This is a genomic window from Obesumbacterium proteus (assembly GCF_001586165.1).
Taxonomy (GTDB): Bacteria; Pseudomonadota; Gammaproteobacteria; order Enterobacterales; family Enterobacteriaceae; genus Hafnia; species Hafnia protea.
Window position 1 is genome coordinate 3,207,022 of sequence record NZ_CP014608.1, and the last position, 20,844, is coordinate 3,227,865.

A 20,844-nucleotide genomic window follows, 5' to 3' on the forward strand; every position below is an offset into this window, starting at 1 on the left:
GAAGGTTTTTCTTAAAATTAACCCTACTTAACTAAAGTATATGCTTTGTTAACATTTCCAATGTTAAATAATAATTACAGGAATTAACAGAGGATATAGCATGTCAATTACACTTCTTGAGACAACACCAAAACAGAATCGTCATTATTTTATCGCCCTAGTCATCGGGGTTATTACGGGGATCATTTCGGCATTCGTGAAATCAGGAACGGAGGACATTCTTCCTCCTCGAACCCCAGACCGAATTGCTCCTCCTGTACAGATGTTGACTGATATGGGCATTGATTGGCACTCACTTGTTTATAGTTATTCTGATCAGTTGGTGTACTGGGGAGGGAACTTTGTACATATTGTTTTTTCTATTGTCGCGACTATTTTTTATTGCGTGGTAGCAGAAGTGTTTCCTAGAATAACCATGTTACAAGGTATTGTTTTTGGTATTCTTTTTGCCGCTATCTGTCACGGTATTATGCTCCCGATTCTTGGGCTATCACCCGCGGTTATTCATCTTCCTGCAGACGAAATCATATCTGAGATCCTAGGGACCTGTTTATGGATATGGTCTGTTGAATTGCTGCGCATTGCGCTTAGAGAAAAAATGACAAAAATCTAAGCTTACGATTGAAACTTAAATAAGTCGCTTATCAGGCCACATTTTATGTGGCCTTTTTGTATTTAGCGCCAGCTAAACAGACATCCATATATTGAAGCGTATTACTTGAGGTGCTACTGGTACTTCCTTAGATACCAAGGTAATACCTTTGCAATACCGATCGTTTTGAACGATCAATAAGAGGTAATTGATCTATACAACCAATTTTAACCATACTCTTCATGCTGTTATCTTCGCTTTTATTTTGGGAAGGAACTCCGCGTGAAGTTTTCCAATGGTGTAAAAGCGATATTTATTTCGTTAGGTATTGGGTTGGTATGCATTATTGGCGCTTTAAACTGGGCCATAAACGGCTCTACTTCTAGCGGCGGTAAGCTAGAGATGCCAAGACCTCAGGGGAAGGAGTTCAGATGTGGCGACCAAGCAACGGTGGTAACTCAAAGCCGATTATTTGAGATGCTGAATAGGGCACCTGTCGGCATGTGTGTCAGCCGTGTTAATGATGATACGTTCGTTGCTAGAGAAATGGCGGTGATACAACGATGAGAAAACCCGCTAAGTGGAAGTAGCTACAATACAGAAACAGTTGGAAGGGGAAGGGACACAGCAGTGGATTAAGGTGCCGTGTCACTTATTCTAGTGCTTATTACCGGACCTTTTTATCTGGCATCATTCTCAAGAGCGTGTTGTCTTTTTGTATGTAGTGGTGAAATAACGCCGCAGCGGCATGAATTGCTATTAAGAAATAGCCTGCATTGGCGAGTGTTTCATGGATGTCTTTTATTGTTGCTTTTACTCCCCCGTCGGCTGTCACAAAAGGCGAAATAGTAAAACCGAGCAAACTCCATGATTTGCCACCATAGGCCATTAAGGCAATGCCGAGCACGGGTAACGCAAGGAAGGTTACATAAAGCGCAATATGCATGAGCTTAGCAGCGTACATTTGCCAGCATGGTGGTTGTGGAACAATATTCGGATCTTTGTATTTATGCTTCAGTCCCAAACGAAAGAACATAAGCAGCCATACAAATACACCCGCGTTGTAATGAGTTGCTCTCATAGCAAGATATGCATTGGAATCTTTGGGGAACCAACCACGTAGCTCCATAGCAGCATAGGTAACAGCAATTAAGACTAGTGTGAGCCAGTGGAGTTGTATTTGTAGCGTAGAGAATTTTGTCATCGTTATGCCCTTTGAAACCATGTGTATAAAGTTTACAAACCAAACCTTAACAAATCCTTAATAAATGAATGGATATAGGGCTTTCATAGCTGCCAACGCTCTGTTTAATTGAGATGATTATTACATTAGGAAGCTATTACCGTTTTCTATCCATAACAGGAACTAGCATAAAGGCGATACATAACAAGATGCTAATCAGCAAAAATGCATCCGAAAACGCCATTGTTTGCGCTTCTCGCATCATCATTTGACTGAGTAATTTTGTTGCCGCCAGTAATCCTGTGGCACTGTTGCTTCCACCCTGAACAAATATTGAGGCGTTGCTGGCAATAAATTCATTCACCGCTTGTGGCATAGACACCATCTTTTCACCCATTCTTAGGTAATGAAAATTAGTCCTGTTATTAAGAATGGTGCCACACAGGGCAATCCCGATGGCGCCCCCAAGATTACGCGTTAGATTGAATACACCAGATGCCAGTTTCAGCCGTTCTTTTGGAATGCCGCCTAGGGTCAATGTGACGATCGGGGCCATCGCAAACTGCTGTGAAACGCCTCTGATAGCCTGAGGTAATAACAATTCCTGCCATCCCCATTGGTGGGTTATTGGGGTGAAAAGGTACATTGAAAATGCGAATCCCCCCCCAGTCCCGCCATAAGCAACCATTGTAGGTTTATTTTTTTGCTTAAATACGAGTAAAGAGGTACCGACAGTATTTGAAAGATACCGGTAGTGCATACCGCCAGCCCAATATCTATCGCGCTGAATCCTCGTACCTGCCCTAAAAATACGGGAGTCAGATAAACCGTTGAGAAGATCCCAACGCCCCCTGCAAAGGAGAAGAAGCATCCCAACGAGAAGTTTTTATCTTTGAAGGCATAAAGATCCATTATTGGGTTCGATATCTTAAGCGTGCGTATTGCAAACAATATGGCACTTATCAATGCCATAGCAGGTGTTAGCTTGATAGTGTCGTCGTCAAGCCATCCCCATCGCGCTCCTTCTTCTAAAGAATACTCCAAGCATCCTAGCGTAACCGCGAGCAGGGCAATGCCTAAATAATCAGCTCCTTTGAGGAGTGATAGGTTTGGTTTATCAATATCAACGAGGAAAGGAATGCTCATTACCAGATATAAGCCGGGTAATATATTGATGTAGAAAAGCCAGCGCCATTCAAGGTTATCGGTAATCCATCCACCGAAAGTTGGCCCAAGCGTGGGAGACAGAGACGCCAGTGCACTAACCACCGCGGCAGCCAAACCCAACTCTCTTCCCTCATAATAAATAAAGGCCGTCGTAAAGACTAAAGGGATCATGGATGCTCCTGCCGCGCCCTGTAGAGTACGGAAGAAAATCATGCTTTGGATATTCCATGCAAGACCACAGGCGACACTCATGACGGTAAATGCCCCAGCCGATACGGTAAAAAGCCAGCGGGTAGAAAATACACGCGATAGCCAGCCGGACAGAGGGATAATAATGATCTCTGCAATCAGATAGCTGGTCTGAATCCAAGCCATTTCATCTTTGCCTGCTGAGAGGCCGCCGCCTATTTCATTGAGTGATGCAGAGACAATCTGAATATCAAGTTGAGCAATAAATAGCCCAATACACATGCTGGCAAAGGCAATATGTTTTCGCATCGCCGTATTCATCAGAGTTTCTCATTGACGTTAACGGTCACGGATAACCCTGGGCGAAGAATGCGCATCAACTCATCAGTTTTATCGAGGACAATCCGCACTGGTACACGTTGTACGATTTTGGTGAAGTTACCGGTCGCATTTTCAACGGGGATCAGGCTGAAGCTGGCTCCCGTTGCCGGAGCAAGGCTCTCGATATAACCGTGAAAAACTTTGCCATGGAGAACGTCTGCACGTATTTCCGCTTTCATACCGGGCTTCATTCCCGCAATCTGGCTTTCTTTAAAATTAGCGTCGATCCACAGTCCGCTGACCGGTACTAGCGAAACTAGCTGTGTGCCGCCAGCCACCCAACTCCCTGTACGGGCGCTACGGTTCGCCACAATGCCGTCGATAGGCGCACGAACGACGGTGTACTCCAAATTCAGTAACGCCTGCGTTAGCATCGACTGCGCTTCTTCAATGCTTGCACGCTCGGCTTTTTCTTGGGCTGATAATACGGCTAGTCGTTGTGTCTCTGCCTGGTAATCATTTGCAGCTTTGCGTTCTTTAGCGATCATTCGTTGGTAATCAAGCTGGGCGTTATCCTTAATTTGCTGAGAAATCGCAGCCGATTTTGCGAGTTGTTCATAACGTTGGCTGTCTCTTAGGCTTTTCCGAGCCTCCAGTTTTACCGCTTGCCATGTTTCACTGGCACTCTTAATAATCGATTGTTGCATCGCTAGGCTGGCATGGATATTTTCGAGTTGGGCTTTACTTCTTGCTACCTTTGCTCGTAGCTGAGCGACCACTGCGCAATAGTCACGGTTATCGAGGCGCAGAATAACATCGCCTTTTTTAACTGACTGGTTATCGCGAACGGCTATCTGGGCAATATAACCCGGCACTTTGCTTGCCACGACAGTAATATCCCCGCCGACATAGGCATCATCCGTTGACTGTATAAATCGTCCATTTGTTATCCACCATCCGAAAAGAATGGCGCCAGCCAGCAGAGAAATAATTCCCGCAATACTGACAAGGTGTCGTTTAGAAAAGGTCATCATTATTTTCTGTAGCTCAGGTTGTCTTCTTACTGTGCATCCTGATGAGGTTGCACAATCAATACAGAAAATTTAACATGTCTCTTTTAATGATTAATGCCAATAAGCTTACTTTAAATGACAATTACGCTGCAGCCAGAAACGCTCCCAGGACACCATATTATCGGGCTGGATTCAGAGCATATGAACGGAGGCACGGTTCCGTGGCATAAACACATCTATGCCCAATTGTTATATCCGGCGGAAGGGAGTGTCCGAGTGTGGGCGGGTGGAAGTGTGTGGATGGTTCATGCTAGCAGTGCATTATGGATACCTCCGCAAATGCCGCACAAGTTTGTTGCTACGGGCAATGTTCTGCTGAAAACCGTGCTGGTATCCGAAGTGCATAGCAAAACATTGGGCAGTGTTTGCTTTATGACAGGGATTACCTCTTTGCTGAGAGAGTTGCTTATTGCAATAAACCAGCTTACACATCAGCCGGATATGGCGAATAAACAGCTGCAAATTCGTTTTTCTGCTCTAGAAACCTTGATACTTCAGGAAATAAAATCTGGTGGGAAAAACTCGCTGGAACTCCCTTGGCCAAGCGATGAACGAATGCAATCTTTGTGTGAGGAGTTGCTAAATCATCAGGGATATCTGCCAACCTTAGACAGTCTGGCAGATAAAATCAGCGTCAGTAATCGAACGCTGATGCGGCTTTTTGTTAAAGAAACCGGATTGACGTTTCGTAACTGGATTCAGCAAATGCACGTCATTCGTGCGGCGTCACTTCTTGCAGAGGGATATTCTGTTATTAAAATCGCCCACCGTCTGGGCTATGCTTCTGCGGAGTCTTTCGGGAATATGTTTAAACGCAAGACGGGTTTTTCACCTGGAAAATTTAATATAATGATGAGTTAAGCTGCTGTTGCAGGGGTAGACTTAATTACCACACACTAGAAAATACAGCCAGAATGATATCATCAAAATCAGTCGATTTAGACCGCAGCTGACTTAGGCTAAAATTTGGAGAGTAACTATGAATAACGAAGTATCCCTAAAATATTATGACATTCTGGATGAGTATTCAACGGAATCAGCAAAGCCAGTGAGCGAGTCGGAGCGTGATTCCTTGGCGCATTACTTCCAGCTGCTGATCACCCGTTTAATGAATAACGAAGAAGTTAGCGAAGATACGCAGAAGGAGATGGCCGGCGAGGCGGGTATTGATGAGCAACGAATTGATGATATCGCCGAGTTTCTTAATCGATGGGGTAATGAGTAGCTCATTATCCATTGATTTTGAATAGGGCACTCATGCGTGTTGTTAAGACCGCAACGATTATCAACGCGGCCTAAACGGCACAGCGATTTACGTCTGAACGCAATATAGACATGACCATCATCAACATCACTTTTCTCTGCCCATAAGATGCTAGCGGCTTCACATTGCGCTTGGGTAGAGTTCGTGAGTGTTTAATATGCGAAAACAGCTTTTTATTGCCGTGATGAGTGTTGCTGGTGTGGCGTCTGCCGCACCCTCGATTGAGGTGGGTTTTTCTCCTGAAGGTTCAGCGCAGACGCTGGTTCTGCGTTCAATCAATCAGGCTCATTCCAGTATTGATATGATGGCCTATGAATTCCAGGCCCCAGACATTGTGGCGGCGCTTGGTAATGCCGCGGAGCGTGGTGTTCGCGTGGATGTTGTCATTGATTCACGCTGTAATCGTAAAAATGCCAAAGCGCTGGCCGCCATACAGTCGGCACTAAGCCATAGCGTTCATATGCGAATTGACAGTCATTACCACATTCAGCATGACAAGGTGATGATTATTGACGGTAGCACGCTTGAAACGGGCTCATTCAATTACACCGTCCTTGCCGAAAAAGAGAACAGTGAAAATTTAATCGTGGTTAAAGATGCGCCTGATTTAATCCGTCAGTATGAGGCGCATTTTGCTATTCGTTGGCAATTAGCGACGCCCATTGCTGGCGAACGGGGGGGTTAATCAGCGACTCACCGTTCAGCTCAATACTCCATCATCTCCCAGCCACTTTCGCAATCTTTCGCAATCAATGGACCATAAACAAATAACGTACAGTTATTGTTTATGAGATTTCATTCAGCTACCCTGAGAGCGTTGCATGTTTTAACCCAGCTTATGGAAAAGGGTGGTTGCCATGAACAACTTAAGTTGGCGCACTGCTGCGGCAACAAGCCACTATCCTAGCTGGTAACAGCGGATTTATCTTTTGAGTGAATATCTATGGATTAGAGAAGGGAATTTTATGGATTTGAATTCTATAAATAATTCTTTTTTATATTGATATTCACTAAGCTTTAAATATAAGTGATTAATAATGCATAAATTTATTACTCTTTCCGTGGTGCTGCTTCTTTCTGGATGTAGCAGCTATCAATGGGTTAAACCGGGTTCTAATGCAAATGATGCCTCCATGGCTGAAACAAAATGTGAAGCTCAGGCCTTAAGAGACTTACCTCCAGATAACGTTGTTAGTTCGACGTATACGACAAAAGATAAGAAAAATAAAACATCTGATACGAGCTATTCGGTTTCTGACGCAAATGAGTCAAAGCGCAAAGTGCTGATTAAAGATTGCATGTATAGCAAGGGCTGGTCACAGATCGAAACGCAAAGCTAACGTATTTTTAGCGGTTTTGAAAAATTGAAAAGGCCACCTAAGGTGGCCTTTTTTAAGGGCTGAAACTCTGTTTTTGAATTGGAGAAGAGCCCAGTATTGGAATCACTTAGACTTTAAGCAGTTTCACCGTAGCATCTATGTCAATCTCATCTGCAGTGAAGATCAGCGTTGTTCCTTGGAAGGTTGTGATCGCCAGTTTTTTCAGCGAGCGCGTTTCATCTGATTTAGTCGATGCTTTCGGTCTGATGCTGTTCATCAATATGCCTACAGACAGCACGGTATTTTCTTTATCAATACCGGTATCGGCGGGAACTTCTTCGCTATAAACGAGGTAAGACTTAATTGACGTTAGCTTAATTTTCTCGCCTGCGATGTAGATGTATTTGCTTTCTGGGATAACTTTTACAGAATAAGCCGACAGGCCCTTGTTATTTGTGGTGGGTTCGAATGTAACCGCCGCATCTTTTTTAATCAGCTCAGGGTTGGCGACCTTAATCACATGAAAATAACGGTTATCACCGTTTTCATCTTTGATAAATCCAAAACCTTTATCTTCAAACCACGTTGTGATCGTTCCATTCATCGCCATTACCGCCTACTTAAATTGTTTATCTACTCAGTTTTTGCAGCGCGCAGTGTAAAGCACAATGCCTGCGTAGCCTACGCCTTTCCATGATCTGCTTGAACATTCAATCGAAATGAAAAGCCCAACGGGCTTTTCAAATAGAGAAATCCATTACCACATCAAGTCATCAGGGACTTTAAAATCGGCATACGGATCTTCTTCATCCAGCTCTTCCTGACTCAGCGAACTATTCAATACGATACTGTTAGCATCACGCTGCGCAATTTTATCAGCTACGCTTGCAGGAATAATGGCGTATTCAGCATCGCTATTTCCATCCACCACTAAACGAGCAATCGCGAGACGGCCGCTAATCAGCTGTGATTGGGTCAACTTATCGACAAAAAGTTTCTTAATTAAATTATTATCAGTGAAATTAAAACCGATATCGCCTTTTGAAATATCAATTCTATTCATTTCAATAAGTTGCTTCACTTGAGCTTTGTATTCTTTCGATAGCGCTGCTTGTTTTTGCTGCTCGCTCAACTGTTTATCTCGCTCAAGCTGCGCTTTTTTATTTTCTTCCACGGCTTCTCTCGCTTCGCGAGCCTGAACGCGTGATTTTTTGGCCGTTCTTTGCACTTTGGCCATCTTTTTGCTGCTGACGAGTCCAGCTTTAAGCATCTGTTCTTGCAAGGTAAGTTTTGTCATGTTCGCATCTAAATTTTGGGGATAATAGTGAGATTATACCTGTAGTTTTTGATGTGATGCCAGATTGTCGTGGCCAATCGCTGCATTAGCTGAGTTTTTCGGCCGCTATAACGCTTGTTCCCGCCTGCCAATGGGCTGCAATAGTGAGGCTACTGATGAGCCACGCACCACCTGTGTAGTGTGTATTTATAAACGTTCTAGAAATTACTCTTATAATTAAGAATAGCGCACTGCTCGATGTCAACGAGCGTTGCTTGCTCTGTTTTTAACGACTAAAAAAGAGGACTCACTCCCAATGAAACAACAAAATGATAATGAGTTAACCGAACAGCAAAAAGAAGAGATAGATGAGTTCGCGCTACAGAGAGTTAGAGCAATGAATAGCGATGAGTTTTTATGTCAGGATATAGACGCCAAAATTCACGCGATGGGGGAGAGCGTTAAAGCCTATTTCAAGTCTCGTCTGTCATTTCATTCTAAAGTAGATAAAGAGCAGTAGTCATACTTGTGTGGGGTCGACAAAATCGATGAGTTTGATTTCAATCGGCCCACATTGCCGTCTTAGCGAGAATATTTCATATGCAATAGCGGGAACGGTTTTCCCTGACCGTCTAATTCTGAACGACCCGTTTGCGCAAATCCCATGTGCTTATAGAAGCCGACGCCTTGAAGGTTTTGCTCATTAACATCCACTTCATCTGCGCGTAATTTTTCAACGGCATAAGTAAGAAGCAGCGCCCCGATCCCTTTCCCTCTACTTTCTGCATCAACAAATAGCATCTCAATATGCGAACCATCAACGCCAATAAAACCGTGTATTGTGCCAGTTTCATCACGAGCGATAAAAACGGGTAGATTTGGTAGATAGGCATTAAGAATTAAAGGACGTAGCTCTGTGATGTCGCTTTCGGTTAAGAACAAATGTGTTGCTCGAACAGAGGATTCCCAGATGGAAACGAGGCGCTCAAATTGAGAAGCGTTAGCGGGCTCTAGGGTTAACATAATAATATTCCGATGTGCAGCCTATAAGAGATGAGTGAAGGGGACATGTATTGATTCAGCCTTGAATACGATTCATATTCGATGAATATTATCATAACCATGCCGTTTTTCGTTCTCGCCAATTTTTGAACCTAAACAGAATAAAAACAGAATGATAACTGCGTTTGAACATCCAAGACTCGTGTTCTTAGTTCTGGTAGCATGCGCGGCACTATCATTGGGGAGTAGCCATCCTTCAGCTGTACTGGGAGTACTGTGAAGGAGTCCACGTCAACAAACTTGAGGTTTATTTCCTCATGGCGTGGTCAGCCATTGCGAAAGCATAGCCAGGCGAGACTTTTGGTCGCAATACACTTTCCCAGCCGGGCGAGTCGTGTTGTTGCACCATTGGGATCCGACTCGCCCGGCCACATCATTATCATGTATCAAACAATCACCTTCTTTTTCCTTTCTGCGTTCGCCATTTATTTAGCCTGTGAGTGTTTTGTCAATGGGATCGAATGGTTTGGGCGACGGCTAAATATTGGCGCTACCGCCGTTGGATCCGTGCTTGCTGCTTTTGGTACTGCGTTGCCAGAAAGTACGGTGACCTTTATGGCCGTGGTCTTTGGCAGTACACCCGAGCAAAAAAATATTGGCGTGGGGGCCGCAATGGGAGGCCCGCTCGTGTTGGCAACGCTGGCCTATGCCATAGTTGGATTAGCGTTAATTTTTCATCATCGTCGTTCTAATCGAAAGAGCACTCAGATACGCGCCGATTATGCGCGCATGAGCCACGATCAGGCGGCATTTCTTGCCGTATTTATCGTTAAAGTTGCGTTAGGCTTAGTCGTTTTTACATTAAAACCATGGCTGGGAATTTTATTTCTGGCAGCTTATGCGCTCTATGTTTGGCGGGAAATTCGGAATAGCGATACGGCGCCCGAAGAAGAGATGATTGAACCGCTTAAAATTTGTCCCTCAGCGATTGAGCCATCACTGGGTTGGATGGTGCTGCAAATTGTTTTATCACTTATCGTTATCGCGGTTGCCTCTCATGTTTTCATTATCCAACTTGAGGAAATAGGGATCCTCATGCATTGGCCTGCGCACTTAGTGGCTTTATTTCTGAGTCCAGTGGCGACGGAGCTCCCCGAAATAATGAATGCGCTGATTTGGGTACGGCAGGGCAAAGAGCGTTTAGCTCTGGCGAATATTTCAGGCGCGATGATGATTCAAGCAACCGTTCCTAGCGCGCTAGGCTTATTTTTTACGCCATGGCTGTTTGATGGCCCACTGTTGGTTGCTGGCGCTGTTACCGTTTTGGCCATTGTTTATCTCTGGCACATTTTCCGTCGAGGTATCGCTAATGGACGTGCATTAGTCATTGTTAGCGGAGGTTATGGATTGTTTGCACTGCTAATATTTGGCTGTTTTGTGTAACGCTAGCAACTCTCTCATTATCCGCCGGGGTAAATTTAAAGCTCCGGCGGTTATATGAATTTTGCGATTAACTCTGCATAATGCCTGGGAGTCTAAAAAATAATCTTGCCTAATTTAATCTCATTTGCCCACAGTTTTTTATAGCCCCACTTGTCGTTTGCTCTACCAAGGCTAAAAATAAACTCCTTGTTTTTCTGATGGCAAAGATTACGAGCTTCATTGATATTAGCAAAGAGTAGAAGAGTTCCAACGCTAAAGTCTTTGATATCGATGTTAACACCGCCATTATGATCGTCAAAATAGATCCAATTATCGCATTCTGCTTGATAAATTAAGTCGTAAGCACAAGGCTCACCCTTATAGAGCAAGACATTTCCAAAAAGCAGTGGGCGAATAGAGGCTATAAACTTAGCCAGTTTCTCGATACTACTGCAATGATATGTACCTCCCCAGCGCATATTGAATAATTTGATGTAAATCTCACTGAGCTGTTCGCTGCTAAAGGCTGAAATGGGAACCACTTCACCGCCGCTATTGAGAAATTTGTTCATCTCAGATTGTCTTTTTTATTCGTTTTCTTAGAAAAAGAATCTTTAACAAGACATATTGATCTACGGTTTAATATTCCATAGGTATAGTTTAGAAACTGTTTTTCATGCCTAATGGAAAGTTCTTTCGATTTTGCAGGTAGAGAGCAACCGCCTAGAGTCGATGAGATGGGCAGAATAATGTTCTCAAATATAACGGGGATTTTCTTATAAGGATGGATAATCTCCCCACGTTTATCAGCAAAGAATGCACCAACGATTTTGCCATTCACTTCTTTATGAAAAAAAAGAATTTGGTTAGGTGCGCTGTCCTCCAAAACCTTTAATACTAAAGGATGACTGCATACGCTCCCGCCAAATTCACGATAAGCCTGGCAATAAATCTTATAGTTAGATGGTTTCCACCCTAATAATTTTGCTGGTAACATGTTGCGATTTTCCCAAATAACTCGGTTTACTTTTCGCAAATTTACCAATGTATTTCTCAATAGTGATTAAACCAACGCTCGTTATTAGGTTGCTTTCTACTAACCACGCTAATAGTGAGCTAGCGTTATTTCATTGTATAATTAAACTCCTATTTTCATGGGCAAGCTGATACAAAATAAAAACTGAATATGAGAAAGATATAACTCTTTTTCAATCAAGATCTTCTCGCGTTGGCCTGCCGATCTAGCTCATACTCGCTGTAGATTGGGTATCATGCTAAGTATGCGAAATGTGAATAATTTGATATGGATCATTCTTGTTTGTTGGGTCTATGTTACGGTAAGGATTCATAATGAGCATGGAGTGTTATATGAAAAAAATTATTCTAGCTACCGCCCTCGCTTTCTCAATGACGGCATTCAGTGCAACAGCGGCAGACCTGATTTCTAAAGATGAAGCTCATCATTTTAAATATGAGTATATTGGAAATGTGTCTGTAGGCGCGACTAACGGGGAAGTGGGCTCACCATCCGACCTGCATCAACGGTTATCAAAGCTAGCAGATGAAAAGGGGGGTAAATACTACGTGATTATTGCAGCTCGTGAGCATGGCCCAAACTTTGAAGCTGTAGCTGAAGTTTTCAAATAAATAAAATGAATATAAAGGCTACTTCATAGTAGCCTTTTACATAACAGCCTCGCGACGCATATCAAATCTACTGAAATTACGCCTGATAACCTATTTATTGCACTCAGATTTTCTACATATTAGCTCATTTTACTTTTCCATTGGGGAAGGCAAACATGTTCTTCTTTTGAGTAATATGCATGGAACATCCTGAAATTATGCCTGATATCTCTCAATGAGCGTGTATATCTACGCACGTTATCTTTAGGAGGAGAAATGAGTTGCGGCGTTGATCCCAGACTTTTATAACCTATCTTCAAATATTCTTAAAAAAAACTGTACAATAGCAGGACGCGAAAAACACCAGCCATAGATAATATGGATAGTAACTAAAATGTAATCAAGGTGATGGAATGCTTGAGCTATTTGATGTCAGTTACGAAGAACTGAATGGGGTTCGTTCTGATGAACTCTATCGTCTGAGAAAAAAAACGTTCAGTGACCGGTTAGGATGGGATGTTGTCTGCAACAAAGACATGGAGTTTGACGAGTTTGATAATCCTAATACACGTTACATCCTAGGTTTATATGAGGGACAGCTAGTCTGTAGCGTGCGCTTTGTTCCTTTAGATGAGCCTAATATGATTACTCACACGTTTCAGGCTTGTTTTTCGGATGTGCCTTTACCAGCCGGCGAAACAGAATCAAGCCGGTTCTTTGTGGATAAATCACGCGCGAGGGATTTGTTAGGCGAGCGATATCCGCTAAGCCAAGTGCTATTTTTAGCAATGATAAATTATGCTAGGCACTATGGCTGCAACGGTATTTACACCATCGTTAGCCGAGCCATGCTGACAATACTGAAACGTTCAGGTTGGCAAATTAAACCGCTTAAGGAAGCATATTTGAGTGAGGATGAGCGAATCTATCTGGTATACCTCCCGACGGACTCTGCCAGCCAAGCAAAAATGGCTGCCAAAATCGGTGTTTCAGTCAGTGGTATTCAGTCCCAGCTGGTTAATTGGCCAATGTCGATAGCCGTTACACCTGCATTGGTGTAATAAGATCGAGTTCAACGCCCAACCTTATTGCTTGTCGGGCGTTGCTTACTCCAAGCTTGCTCACGACGTTGCCCATATGAAATTTAACGGTGCGCACTGAAATACCCACGATCGTAGCGATTTCAGCATAGGTCTTACCCATGCTCGCCCAATAGAGCACTTCATTTTCACGCAGTGTGAAAATAGGCTTGTCTGAATCGATCTCGCTGTCTTCGCTACCAAAAGAAATCGACTGAACAAGATGATACATTTGTTCATTAATCTCAATGAGATGCATTTGGATATTACCACGCTCAGCGGCCAGCTTTTTCTCTAAATTCTCCTTCATATTGCTATCAATAATTAACGATAAAAGCGCTAGATTATTCAAATGATCGTGCAGTACGAAGGTGAATCCATTGGCAATATTATATTGTTTTGATAACGAAAAAATTTTTGAAATCTTGAGGTCTGACATCAATGTGATGTTTTCGTCCCACGCAAACGGCGAGGTACGCTTAAAGCCGGTTAAGATGACCGGATCGATATGCTGCAAATTATTAGTACGATAGAGGTTAACCCACTCATCGGGGTAGTTTGAAATGATAAGTAGTTTTGACGGATTTTTTTTATTGATGACCGTGTATGCGTATTCAGGGCTGCCTAAATGCGATAGTTTTCTATCGATGTAATCTCGGAGCGTTTCCGTTAGTATCGGATTTTCATTGAAAACAGAAAACATTTGGGCTCCTAGACGTTCAATTTCCCATGTCTGAGTGACAACATGCACTTAAGTACAGGGCGCAAAGTACTTAAGTACAACTTACAGAACTTAGCCAATGACTTATAATGCCCCGGTAAGCTGAAGATAAAAAAACCTGACCACGAGAGTCAGGTAGCTAATTCAGCCAACACCAGGGAAAAATCTCTGGACAGTGGATTTGCAAAGCCAATACTGTCCAGAGAGCCTCTACTGTAGCACCACTTAAATTTCGTTTCAAACACTCCCCATGCTGTTTCTCATTAGTGCTCAAAAAAACGCCTTATTTCAACGCCAATAAATTGAATCAGATTGTTTCCGATTTGGTATATTCACTGTTTGTTATGGTTAAATAAACGACAGCCTATAGCATTGTTTTATGCTGAAAAATACTCAATAAAATTTTACAGACACCGGTGCTTTCGTGAGACTTGAGTAATGAGCGCTGTTCGATATTCCATCTATTCGTTTCCAGATAAATGTGGCGTAGGATTACTGGTAAAAGGCATCACATAGAAAAGGTAAACTGATCGTCTTTGCTTAGTTTATACCGCGAGTGTGATATTTGGGGGCCTGCTGATTTCGTTGCTTGAAAACGTCAGCAAGCTCTAACATCAGGAACTATCAGAGGAATATGCAATGTTTCTAACGAGTTTTATCTTTGACAAAAAAGAATATGACGAAGATTTTTATAAACTGGATAAAAAAATAGAAGAGTTCTCAAAGGATATTGCTGGGTTTATTGGCATGGAATCATTTACCGACGTTCAGAGTGGCCGTCTGATAAATAACTACTATTGGGATAACCGCGAAGGTCTTGAGCTACTCATGAATAACGTTGAACATCTACGTGCCAAAGAGCAAAGTGGCAAATGGATTGCTGGTTTTCAGGTAGTTATCGCTAAAATCGAAGGCGCCCACAATGTCAATTTGGATCACCCATTGTCTGAACATCCAATGCGTTATCGTGGAGAGAAGTGAGTGAGTCATTAATGACCTGTCGATAAACGTATCTGCTGTACTTATTCACGCAGATACGTTTAAAGTACATACAGATGTGTATTACTCGTTATCTACTTTGTCACTTCCTTTTGCCACCTTTAGATTGTTCGAATGCGAGCATAACGCAATGCCCGCGATGATAAGCAGGGCACTGACCACATGGTAAGCGTGAAGCTGTACCTGCAAAAATAAAATACTAAATACCCCGCCACTCAGCGGAATGATGTGAGAGAATACTTCTCCACGCGTTGCGCCAATAGTCGAAATGCCTTTATTCCAAAGAAGATATGAGAGCCAAGATGGGAATATGATCAGATATACGAGCCCCATCAAAAATCCAGGTCTAACATAGTGGACTATGTTAGGAACTCCGTTTTCTACAATGGTGAGAACTAATATAGGAAGCAATACCACTGCACCTAATGCAGCGCTTACCGCCACAAAGGCATTCCCTTTAACTTCATATGGTTTCGTACGTAAAAATGCACAGTATACTGCCCAACTAACGGCTGATCCCATCGTCCAGAGATCTCCCTTATTTAGTCGGCTAAATAGTTCCGTATGGGCAATATCACCTTGCAGAACGAGCCAAATTACCCCCAAAGAGCTGAGTATGACTCCACTAATATTGCGTGATGATATTTTCTCTTTAAAAATAAAATAATTAATTAGTAATACTATAGATGGGGTGGTGGATAAATATATGGCGGCGTTAAGTGATGAAGTGTATTGCAGGCCAATATAAAGCGTTAATGGGAATAAAACCTGACCACAAAGTGCAAGAAATACGATAACACCAGCAGATTTCTTCATGGCAGGCCACTGTTCTTGAATTTGTCTGAAATATATTGTCAGTAGCATGATCGCAGTAAAGATCCAGCGTGCGGCAGAAAGAATAATAGGATTTTCAGTAGCGACTAATACATGGCCTACCACATAGTTTCCCCCCCAAAAACACGCAGCAAGGCTAAGCAGGAGATAAGGCATAAATGCTCCAGTAAAGTATTGGCTTATTTGTTGGTTCAAGATTACCGCCAATAAATGCTAGGATGCTAATATAAAGTTTTCATCCTTGGGTATAGGTTAAAACTATGAACTTTACATTGAGGCAACTTGAATTTTACATCGCATTAGCTGAAACCTTGCAAATATCAAAAGCGGCTAACCGTTGTCATATTTCGCAGTCCTCAATGACAGTATCTATGCGTAATCTTGAGGAAGCGCTGAACAGTCAACTGTTCATTCGTCATCCGAAAGGCGTTCAGCTAACCCAGTCAGGAGAGCGATTTCTCATACACGCGCGTAAAATTGTGATGAATAGTCATGTGGCATTGGAGGATCTACAACATCAGCCGGAAACTGCGAGTGGTACAGTGCGTATTGGTATTGCTGAAACGTTGTCGGCTTACTTGTTGCCTAATATTCTTAGCGATATAAAAAACCGCTTTCCGCTGATGGAAATTATTTTTGAAGAATCGGCTTCTCCACTTCTTGTTAGCGCGTTACGCCAAAAGCAGTTCGATTTCTGTTTACTGCTGACATCCAATATAAATCATGACGCTGATTTGCAGATCGAGACATTTATACGTTCTCAGAGAAAACTATGGACACCAATTGGCCACCCACTGCTAAGCCAGCCGATGCTGACTCTTTCTGATGTGGAAAAATACCCATTTCTACTATTGGTGACCGACGAATATGCTGAGGTATTTCAAGATTACTGGCAGAGTCGGCAGTGTGTTCCCGATGTTCATTTTCGAACGAACTCTTTCGAGGCTATCAGAAGCCTCGTCGCCCAAGGAAAAGGCGTGACTATTTTATCGGATCTGGTTTATCGACCTTGGTCTTTAGATGGACTTCGAGTTGTACGCAGAACTATTGATGACTGCATTACCTATATGGATGTTGGTGTTGTAAAAGCTAAGGCCGCTGTCCTGTCACCAGACAGCAAGCGATTAGTTGATTTTCTACGCCAAAGGATCATGCGGCTTAGCGATGGGCAATGAAACCATATCGGACAGCGAATATCAGTTTCTAAATGAGGCGTTAGTATCCTGCTGCTTTATTCGCCGCTTTAATTCTTGTGTCCATTGTAGAGCGGTTATGATCATCTGTTGCCTGCATAATGCCACCGGCGGCGCTGATCCAATCGCTGGCAGTACAACCTGATAAGATAAAAATAGCGGAAAGAAGCGTTGTTTTTAGCATGGTGAATCCCAACAAATATTGAAAATTTAGAGTAGTTGTAAAAATCCCGCTGATGATATCACTGGTTATATAAATGTATTGCTCAGATAAGATGTTTTTTATGTTTGTTTTGGATTTGTTTAAATTATTGTACTGATATTAATTTCATTAAAATTAAAACCATGCTAGCTATTAACGCGCAAAGGATAAAAGTAAGGGAGATTAACTTGCGATGATCTCGTGGGTACACGGTATCGGTTTGAATAAGAATGCTGGCCTCGAAGACGGAAGCCAGCGTTATAGTGGTAAGGCAAAATGTTAAAGTTTATCCGTAGCCTGCGATGTCTTAACCTGCGTTACGGCCTGCCATGACGCCGCCATCAATATTCCATACGTCACCCGTTACCCAAGAGGCTTTATCTGATAGCAGGAACGTGACGGTTTCAGCGATATCACGCGGCGTGCCAACGCGACCAATTGGATGAAAACTGTTGAAGCTGTCCATGACTCCGTTTACTTCGTCTTTAGGTATGAACCCCTCATAGATTGGCGTTTGCACAACCGCAGGTGATACTGCATTAACGCGGATGCCACTTGCACCTAACTCAATAGCCATATTTTTAGTTAAGGCATGTAGCCCCGCTTTTGCCATCGAATAAGCGGAAGAGGGTGTTGCACCAATCGCCTGCTGAGCCCACATCGAACCAATATTAACGATAGCGCCTTTAATATGAGCGGCTAACATGTTTTTCACGACATCACGGGTAATGAAAAATAGAGATTTATTAATGCTCATATATTTATCGTAGTCATCTTCTTCATGCTCAATAAATGGCTTAGGGAAAAAGACACCAGCGGCATTGACGAGCAGGCTGATATCTTGATGTTCTAGATTAATCACCTGCCTAACATGCTGCATTCCTTTTGTGGTCATTAGGTCAGCTACGATAACGGTCACTTTGCCTAAAGGGGCCAATGCCTGCAGTGCGGTTTCCGCTTTTGAAGGTTGGTTGCCCACTAAGACAACTTCACCACCTTGTTCCAACACAATGCGTGCTGATTCAAACCCCATACCGCTAGTGCCACCCACTACGAGAAGTTTTTTGCCTGCGAATGTTGCTGTCATCTGTGTATCTCCTAACTAATGTTGAATCGGTAAAATTTAAGTAGCAAAACCATGTGGTTGCCGTATGTCGATAGACGTAGATTGCCTGTATTTGTGCGAGTAAACGAATCATAAGAATTGATTGAACAAGAAAGAAAAACTATCTCGTATGTGACTATCGAGCTAGGATTAGCCATGGGTTTACGCTAGGTAGGAAGTTTGATGCGATCGCTTAGCCGATTAAAATGGTTACAGGCATTTGAAGCCGCTGCACGGCATGGCAGTTTTACCGGTGCGGCAAATGAATTAGGGGTGACACCTGCGGCAATTGGGCAGTCGGTTCGCTCACTAGAAGAGTGGATAGGGCGACCATTGCTGACACGTAGTCGTTTCGGTAGCGAACGATTAGCGCTGATCGGTGAAGCTCAATCGGCTTTGGATGATATTACTCAGGGGTTAGATCGGCTTGAGATTGGTCTAAATAAGCTGCGAGGAAGTGCTGCTCGTTCAGTGGTGGTGATTACCGCGTCGCAGGTGCTGGTGATGAACTGGCTAATGCCGCGCTTAAATCGTTTTTCAGAACACCATGAAACTATTGATGTACGTCTTGACGTCGCTGACAGGCTGATCGACTTAACCCATGGCGAAGCCGATATCGGTATTCGCTGCGGGCCCGGTGGATGGCCTGGCGTGGTCGCAACATGGCTAATGGATGAAGAAATGGTGGCAGTGTGCAGCCCAACGCTGGTACCTGCCGACGGTATCACTACGCTTGAGTGGTTTCTACAGCAGAAACTCATTCAAGACGATACCCCGCACCCAGGAGCAAACGCGCCGACTTGGGAGAGTGTATTAACACAGCTCGGTGAGCCAAACAGCAAACAGGGACGGTTGCATATTAACTCGACGGCGGCGGTTATTCTTGCCGCAATGGGGGGACGAGGGATCACATTAGTTCGTAAAGCGTTGGTTCAACAAGATTTAGATCTTGGACATCTAGTTCAGCTATTTCCCGAGTATGCGTGGCCGATTAACTGGTCATATTATCTGGTATGTTCTGCGGCGTCGTTGAAACGCACTGAAGTTCGCGCATTCTATGATTGGGTATTAGAAGATGTAGGAAAGGGATACAATCCCTTTGGCGCGTAAAGCTATCATGATCGTCATTGAACCGAAAACTAGCATGGCTGAAAGCCGATATATCCCCGGTAGAACTGAAAAATTTGCTGGCTAATTGGCATTTTCCACCCATATTACTCTGTATAGTCTAACTCCGTTCCTGAACTGGAGATGCGATGAGGCTACTCAGAGAGATAATGCGCAGTAGATTAGTTGGGTTTATTGTCGGACTGCTTGCAACAATTGCTTTTGGGTCGAGTTACATTGAAACGGAAGAAGAGGCTGAGAAATTTACACGTGATTAATTGTTATTCTAGTTAGAAGGCCACCAAACGGTGGCCTTTATCATTTATGCGTTCAAACATGCCACTAATACATGCTCGGAACAATGGAATGACCACAGGTGCTGTCCGCATTAGCGTCTGGGTTTTGACAGGTTTGTTCGCTATTTTGATCGTCAGTGGCTTTCTGATGATGATATCCACCAGAGCACCCAGCAAGCATCAGAATAAATAAAACAGATAAAGTCTTGCGCATAAGAACCTCAATTCTTAGTCAGTTATTGTTTATCCTGAAAGTCTAGTGCATGACAGCGTTTTGTGTAGCGTCCGTTAACCTAGCATTTTGTTGTAAACAAAGAACTGAGTATCTTTAACGTAACCTTCTTTTTCATATAAGGCCTGAGCTTTCACGTTATCAGTTGCAGTGCTGAGCATGATGAAGGCGGAATCTGTCTCTTTAGCCAATTGATCGGCGCGAGCGATCAGTTGTTGTGCAACCCCAGACTTTCTGGCTTCAGGTGCAACATACAGGTCATAAAGCAGCCAAATACGCTTCATTTCTAATGAGCAAAACAGCGGATACAGCTGTGTGAATCCAACAGGGACGCCATCTTTTTCAACAAAATAAATGACGGATTCATGATTGGTGATCCTGTCGGTCAGGAATTTCTCTGCTTTTTCAGCGGATTCAGGGACTTGATAGAATGCTCGGTAGCCTAAGTAAAGCGGAAGAATTTTCTTAACGTCTTGAAGTTGAGCCGTAAATAGTTTCATTGTGTTGTTACCTCTATATGTGTGATGAAAAGCATAGCGCTAATAAGCAATTTATGAGAGTGATAGTCAGTATGGATAATTTTGCTAAGTTTCAGGGAAGATTTTTATGTAAATAAAACTGAACATTGGCGTTCAGCGGTAT

Annotated in this window: 26 protein-coding genes, 1 pseudogene and 1 riboswitch; of the genes and pseudogenes, 13 read left to right on the forward strand and 14 right to left on the reverse strand. The window is 43.1% G+C overall.

Going from position 1 to position 20,844, the window contains the following annotated elements:
• The first annotated feature begins 100 nt into the window (after positions 1-100).
• Together DSM2777_RS15240 and DSM2777_RS15245 are read left to right on the forward strand one after the other, a co-directional pair.
• Complete coding sequence (locus DSM2777_RS15240; RefSeq protein WP_061554446.1) at positions 101-613, forward strand: YagU family protein; 513 nt, start codon at positions 101-103, stop codon at positions 611-613.
• Positions 614-874: 261 nt separating this feature from the next.
• Positions 875-1,159 (forward strand): hypothetical protein, encoded by a 285-nt coding sequence (locus tag DSM2777_RS15245; RefSeq protein WP_046460005.1) that lies wholly within the window; start codon positions 875-877, stop codon positions 1,157-1,159.
• Positions 1,160-1,259: 100 nt separating this feature from the next.
• Here the strand turns inward: DSM2777_RS15245 and cybB are convergent, their stop codons facing one another.
• From cybB to DSM2777_RS15260, 3 genes and pseudogenes are all read right to left on the reverse strand, one after another.
• The gene (gene cybB, locus DSM2777_RS15250; RefSeq protein WP_061555409.1) at positions 1,260-1,796 is read right to left on the reverse strand and encodes a cytochrome b561; all 537 of its coding nucleotides are present in this window, start codon (positions 1,794-1,796) and stop codon (positions 1,260-1,262) included.
• A gap of 136 nt (positions 1,797-1,932) precedes the next feature.
• Positions 1,933-3,452: pseudogene (locus tag DSM2777_RS15255) on the reverse strand (DHA2 family efflux MFS transporter permease subunit).
• A complete protein-coding gene (locus tag DSM2777_RS15260) occupies positions 3,452-4,483 on the reverse strand; it encodes an HlyD family secretion protein (RefSeq protein ID WP_061554447.1) in 1,032 nt (343 codons plus the stop codon). Before DSM2777_RS15260 ends, DSM2777_RS15255 begins: the two are co-directional and overlap by 1 nt.
• A gap of 117 nt (positions 4,484-4,600) precedes the next feature.
• Between DSM2777_RS15260 and DSM2777_RS15265 the strand changes: the two genes are divergently transcribed.
• The 4 genes from DSM2777_RS15265 (at position 4,601) to DSM2777_RS15280 (ending at position 7,129) form a co-directional block, all read left to right on the forward strand.
• Positions 4,601-5,386, forward strand: coding sequence for a helix-turn-helix transcriptional regulator (locus DSM2777_RS15265; protein WP_061554448.1), 786 nt, complete (start codon positions 4,601-4,603; stop codon positions 5,384-5,386).
• 118 nt (positions 5,387-5,504) lie between these two features.
• Complete coding sequence (locus DSM2777_RS15270; protein ID WP_061554449.1) at positions 5,505-5,750, forward strand: YmjA family protein; 246 nt, start codon at positions 5,505-5,507, stop codon at positions 5,748-5,750.
• Positions 5,751-5,946: 196 nt separating this feature from the next.
• Positions 5,947-6,474 (forward strand): phospholipase D family nuclease, encoded by a 528-nt coding sequence (locus DSM2777_RS15275; RefSeq protein ID WP_061554450.1) that lies wholly within the window; start codon positions 5,947-5,949, stop codon positions 6,472-6,474.
• A gap of 352 nt (positions 6,475-6,826) precedes the next feature.
• Positions 6,827-7,129, forward strand: coding sequence for a lipoprotein (locus DSM2777_RS15280; RefSeq protein ID WP_046460009.1), 303 nt, complete (start codon positions 6,827-6,829; stop codon positions 7,127-7,129).
• A gap of 106 nt (positions 7,130-7,235) precedes the next feature.
• On the opposite strand, the gene DSM2777_RS15285 is transcribed toward DSM2777_RS15280, so the two are convergent.
• Entirely contained in the window at positions 7,236-7,718 is a 483-nt protein-coding gene (locus DSM2777_RS15285) for a cold-shock protein (protein ID WP_046460010.1), read from the reverse strand.
• A 147-nt stretch (positions 7,719-7,865) separates the two neighbouring features.
• Positions 7,866-8,405, reverse strand: a complete 540-nt coding sequence (locus tag DSM2777_RS15290; RefSeq protein ID WP_061554451.1) for a DUF2058 domain-containing protein — start codon at positions 8,403-8,405, stop codon at positions 7,866-7,868.
• Positions 8,406-8,700: 295 nt separating this feature from the next.
• Between DSM2777_RS15290 and DSM2777_RS15295 the strand changes: the two genes are divergently transcribed.
• A complete protein-coding gene (locus tag DSM2777_RS15295; RefSeq protein ID WP_061554452.1) occupies positions 8,701-8,904 on the forward strand; it encodes a hypothetical protein in 204 nt (67 codons plus the stop codon).
• Positions 8,905-8,966: 62 nt separating this feature from the next.
• Here the strand turns inward: DSM2777_RS15295 and DSM2777_RS15300 are convergent, their stop codons facing one another.
• Complete coding sequence (locus DSM2777_RS15300) at positions 8,967-9,407, reverse strand: acetyltransferase (protein WP_061554453.1); 441 nt, start codon at positions 9,405-9,407, stop codon at positions 8,967-8,969.
• Between the two features lie 200 nt (positions 9,408-9,607).
• A riboswitch (yybP-ykoY riboswitch) is annotated at positions 9,608-9,735 on the forward strand.
• Between the two features lie 92 nt (positions 9,736-9,827).
• On the opposite strand from DSM2777_RS15300, the gene DSM2777_RS15305 reads away from it, so the two are divergent.
• Positions 9,828-10,829, forward strand: a complete 1,002-nt coding sequence (locus DSM2777_RS15305; RefSeq protein WP_046460014.1) for a sodium:calcium antiporter — start codon at positions 9,828-9,830, stop codon at positions 10,827-10,829.
• Between the two features lie 92 nt (positions 10,830-10,921).
• Here DSM2777_RS15305 and DSM2777_RS24175 read toward each other — a convergent pair whose 3' ends face one another.
• The gene (locus DSM2777_RS24175; protein ID WP_061554454.1) at positions 10,922-11,380 is read right to left on the reverse strand and encodes a GNAT family protein; all 459 of its coding nucleotides are present in this window, start codon (positions 11,378-11,380) and stop codon (positions 10,922-10,924) included.
• Positions 11,377-11,805, reverse strand: coding sequence for a GNAT family protein (locus tag DSM2777_RS24180; RefSeq protein WP_061554455.1), 429 nt, complete (start codon positions 11,803-11,805; stop codon positions 11,377-11,379). The genes DSM2777_RS24175 and DSM2777_RS24180 overlap by 4 nt, the downstream gene beginning before the upstream one ends.
• A 371-nt stretch (positions 11,806-12,176) precedes the next feature.
• Between DSM2777_RS24180 and DSM2777_RS15320 the strand changes: the two genes are divergently transcribed.
• Both DSM2777_RS15320 and DSM2777_RS15325 read left to right on the forward strand, forming a co-directional pair.
• Positions 12,177-12,455, forward strand: a complete 279-nt coding sequence (locus DSM2777_RS15320; RefSeq protein WP_046460016.1) for a YdgH/BhsA/McbA family protein — start codon at positions 12,177-12,179, stop codon at positions 12,453-12,455.
• 392 nt (positions 12,456-12,847) lie between these two features.
• A complete protein-coding gene (locus DSM2777_RS15325) occupies positions 12,848-13,495 on the forward strand; it encodes an acyl-homoserine-lactone synthase (protein ID WP_046460017.1) in 648 nt (215 codons plus the stop codon).
• On the opposite strand, the gene DSM2777_RS15330 is transcribed toward DSM2777_RS15325, so the two are convergent.
• The gene (locus DSM2777_RS15330) at positions 13,476-14,216 is read right to left on the reverse strand and encodes a helix-turn-helix transcriptional regulator (protein ID WP_061554456.1); all 741 of its coding nucleotides are present in this window, start codon (positions 14,214-14,216) and stop codon (positions 13,476-13,478) included. The two genes, DSM2777_RS15325 and DSM2777_RS15330, sit on opposite strands and share 20 nt — an antisense overlap.
• A gap of 657 nt (positions 14,217-14,873) precedes the next feature.
• Between DSM2777_RS15330 and DSM2777_RS15335 the strand changes: the two genes are divergently transcribed.
• Positions 14,874-15,215 (forward strand): antibiotic biosynthesis monooxygenase family protein, encoded by a 342-nt coding sequence (locus DSM2777_RS15335; protein ID WP_046460019.1) that lies wholly within the window; start codon positions 14,874-14,876, stop codon positions 15,213-15,215.
• An 81-nt stretch (positions 15,216-15,296) separates the two neighbouring features.
• Here the strand turns inward: DSM2777_RS15335 and DSM2777_RS15340 are convergent, their stop codons facing one another.
• The gene (locus tag DSM2777_RS15340; protein WP_061554457.1) at positions 15,297-16,223 is read right to left on the reverse strand and encodes a DMT family transporter; all 927 of its coding nucleotides are present in this window, start codon (positions 16,221-16,223) and stop codon (positions 15,297-15,299) included.
• A 104-nt stretch (positions 16,224-16,327) separates the two neighbouring features.
• Here DSM2777_RS15340 and DSM2777_RS15345 point away from each other — a divergent pair, with 104 nt between their 5' ends.
• Positions 16,328-17,242: a LysR family transcriptional regulator gene (locus tag DSM2777_RS15345; protein WP_061554458.1), complete on the forward strand. Its 915-nt coding sequence runs from the start codon at positions 16,328-16,330 to the stop codon at positions 17,240-17,242.
• A gap of 40 nt (positions 17,243-17,282) precedes the next feature.
• Here the strand turns inward: DSM2777_RS15345 and DSM2777_RS24695 are convergent, their stop codons facing one another.
• A complete protein-coding gene (locus DSM2777_RS24695) occupies positions 17,283-17,444 on the reverse strand; it encodes a hypothetical protein (RefSeq protein WP_165582365.1) in 162 nt (53 codons plus the stop codon).
• A gap of 325 nt (positions 17,445-17,769) precedes the next feature.
• Positions 17,770-18,549 carry an SDR family NAD(P)-dependent oxidoreductase gene (locus tag DSM2777_RS15350; protein ID WP_061554459.1) on the reverse strand — a complete coding sequence of 260 codons (780 nt, stop codon included), beginning with the start codon at positions 18,547-18,549 and terminating at the stop codon, positions 17,770-17,772.
• A gap of 201 nt (positions 18,550-18,750) precedes the next feature.
• Between DSM2777_RS15350 and DSM2777_RS15355 the strand changes: the two genes are divergently transcribed.
• Positions 18,751-19,677 carry a LysR substrate-binding domain-containing protein gene (locus DSM2777_RS15355; protein ID WP_061554460.1) on the forward strand — a complete coding sequence of 309 codons (927 nt, stop codon included), beginning with the start codon at positions 18,751-18,753 and terminating at the stop codon, positions 19,675-19,677.
• A 339-nt stretch (positions 19,678-20,016) separates the two neighbouring features.
• Here DSM2777_RS15355 and DSM2777_RS24535 read toward each other — a convergent pair whose 3' ends face one another.
• Positions 20,017-20,184 carry a hypothetical protein gene (locus DSM2777_RS24535; protein ID WP_155273776.1) on the reverse strand — a complete coding sequence of 56 codons (168 nt, stop codon included), beginning with the start codon at positions 20,182-20,184 and terminating at the stop codon, positions 20,017-20,019.
• Positions 20,185-20,258: 74 nt separating this feature from the next.
• Positions 20,259-20,702, reverse strand: a complete 444-nt coding sequence (locus tag DSM2777_RS15360; protein WP_061554461.1) for a GNAT family N-acetyltransferase — start codon at positions 20,700-20,702, stop codon at positions 20,259-20,261.
• Positions 20,703-20,844: the final 142 nt, after the last annotated feature.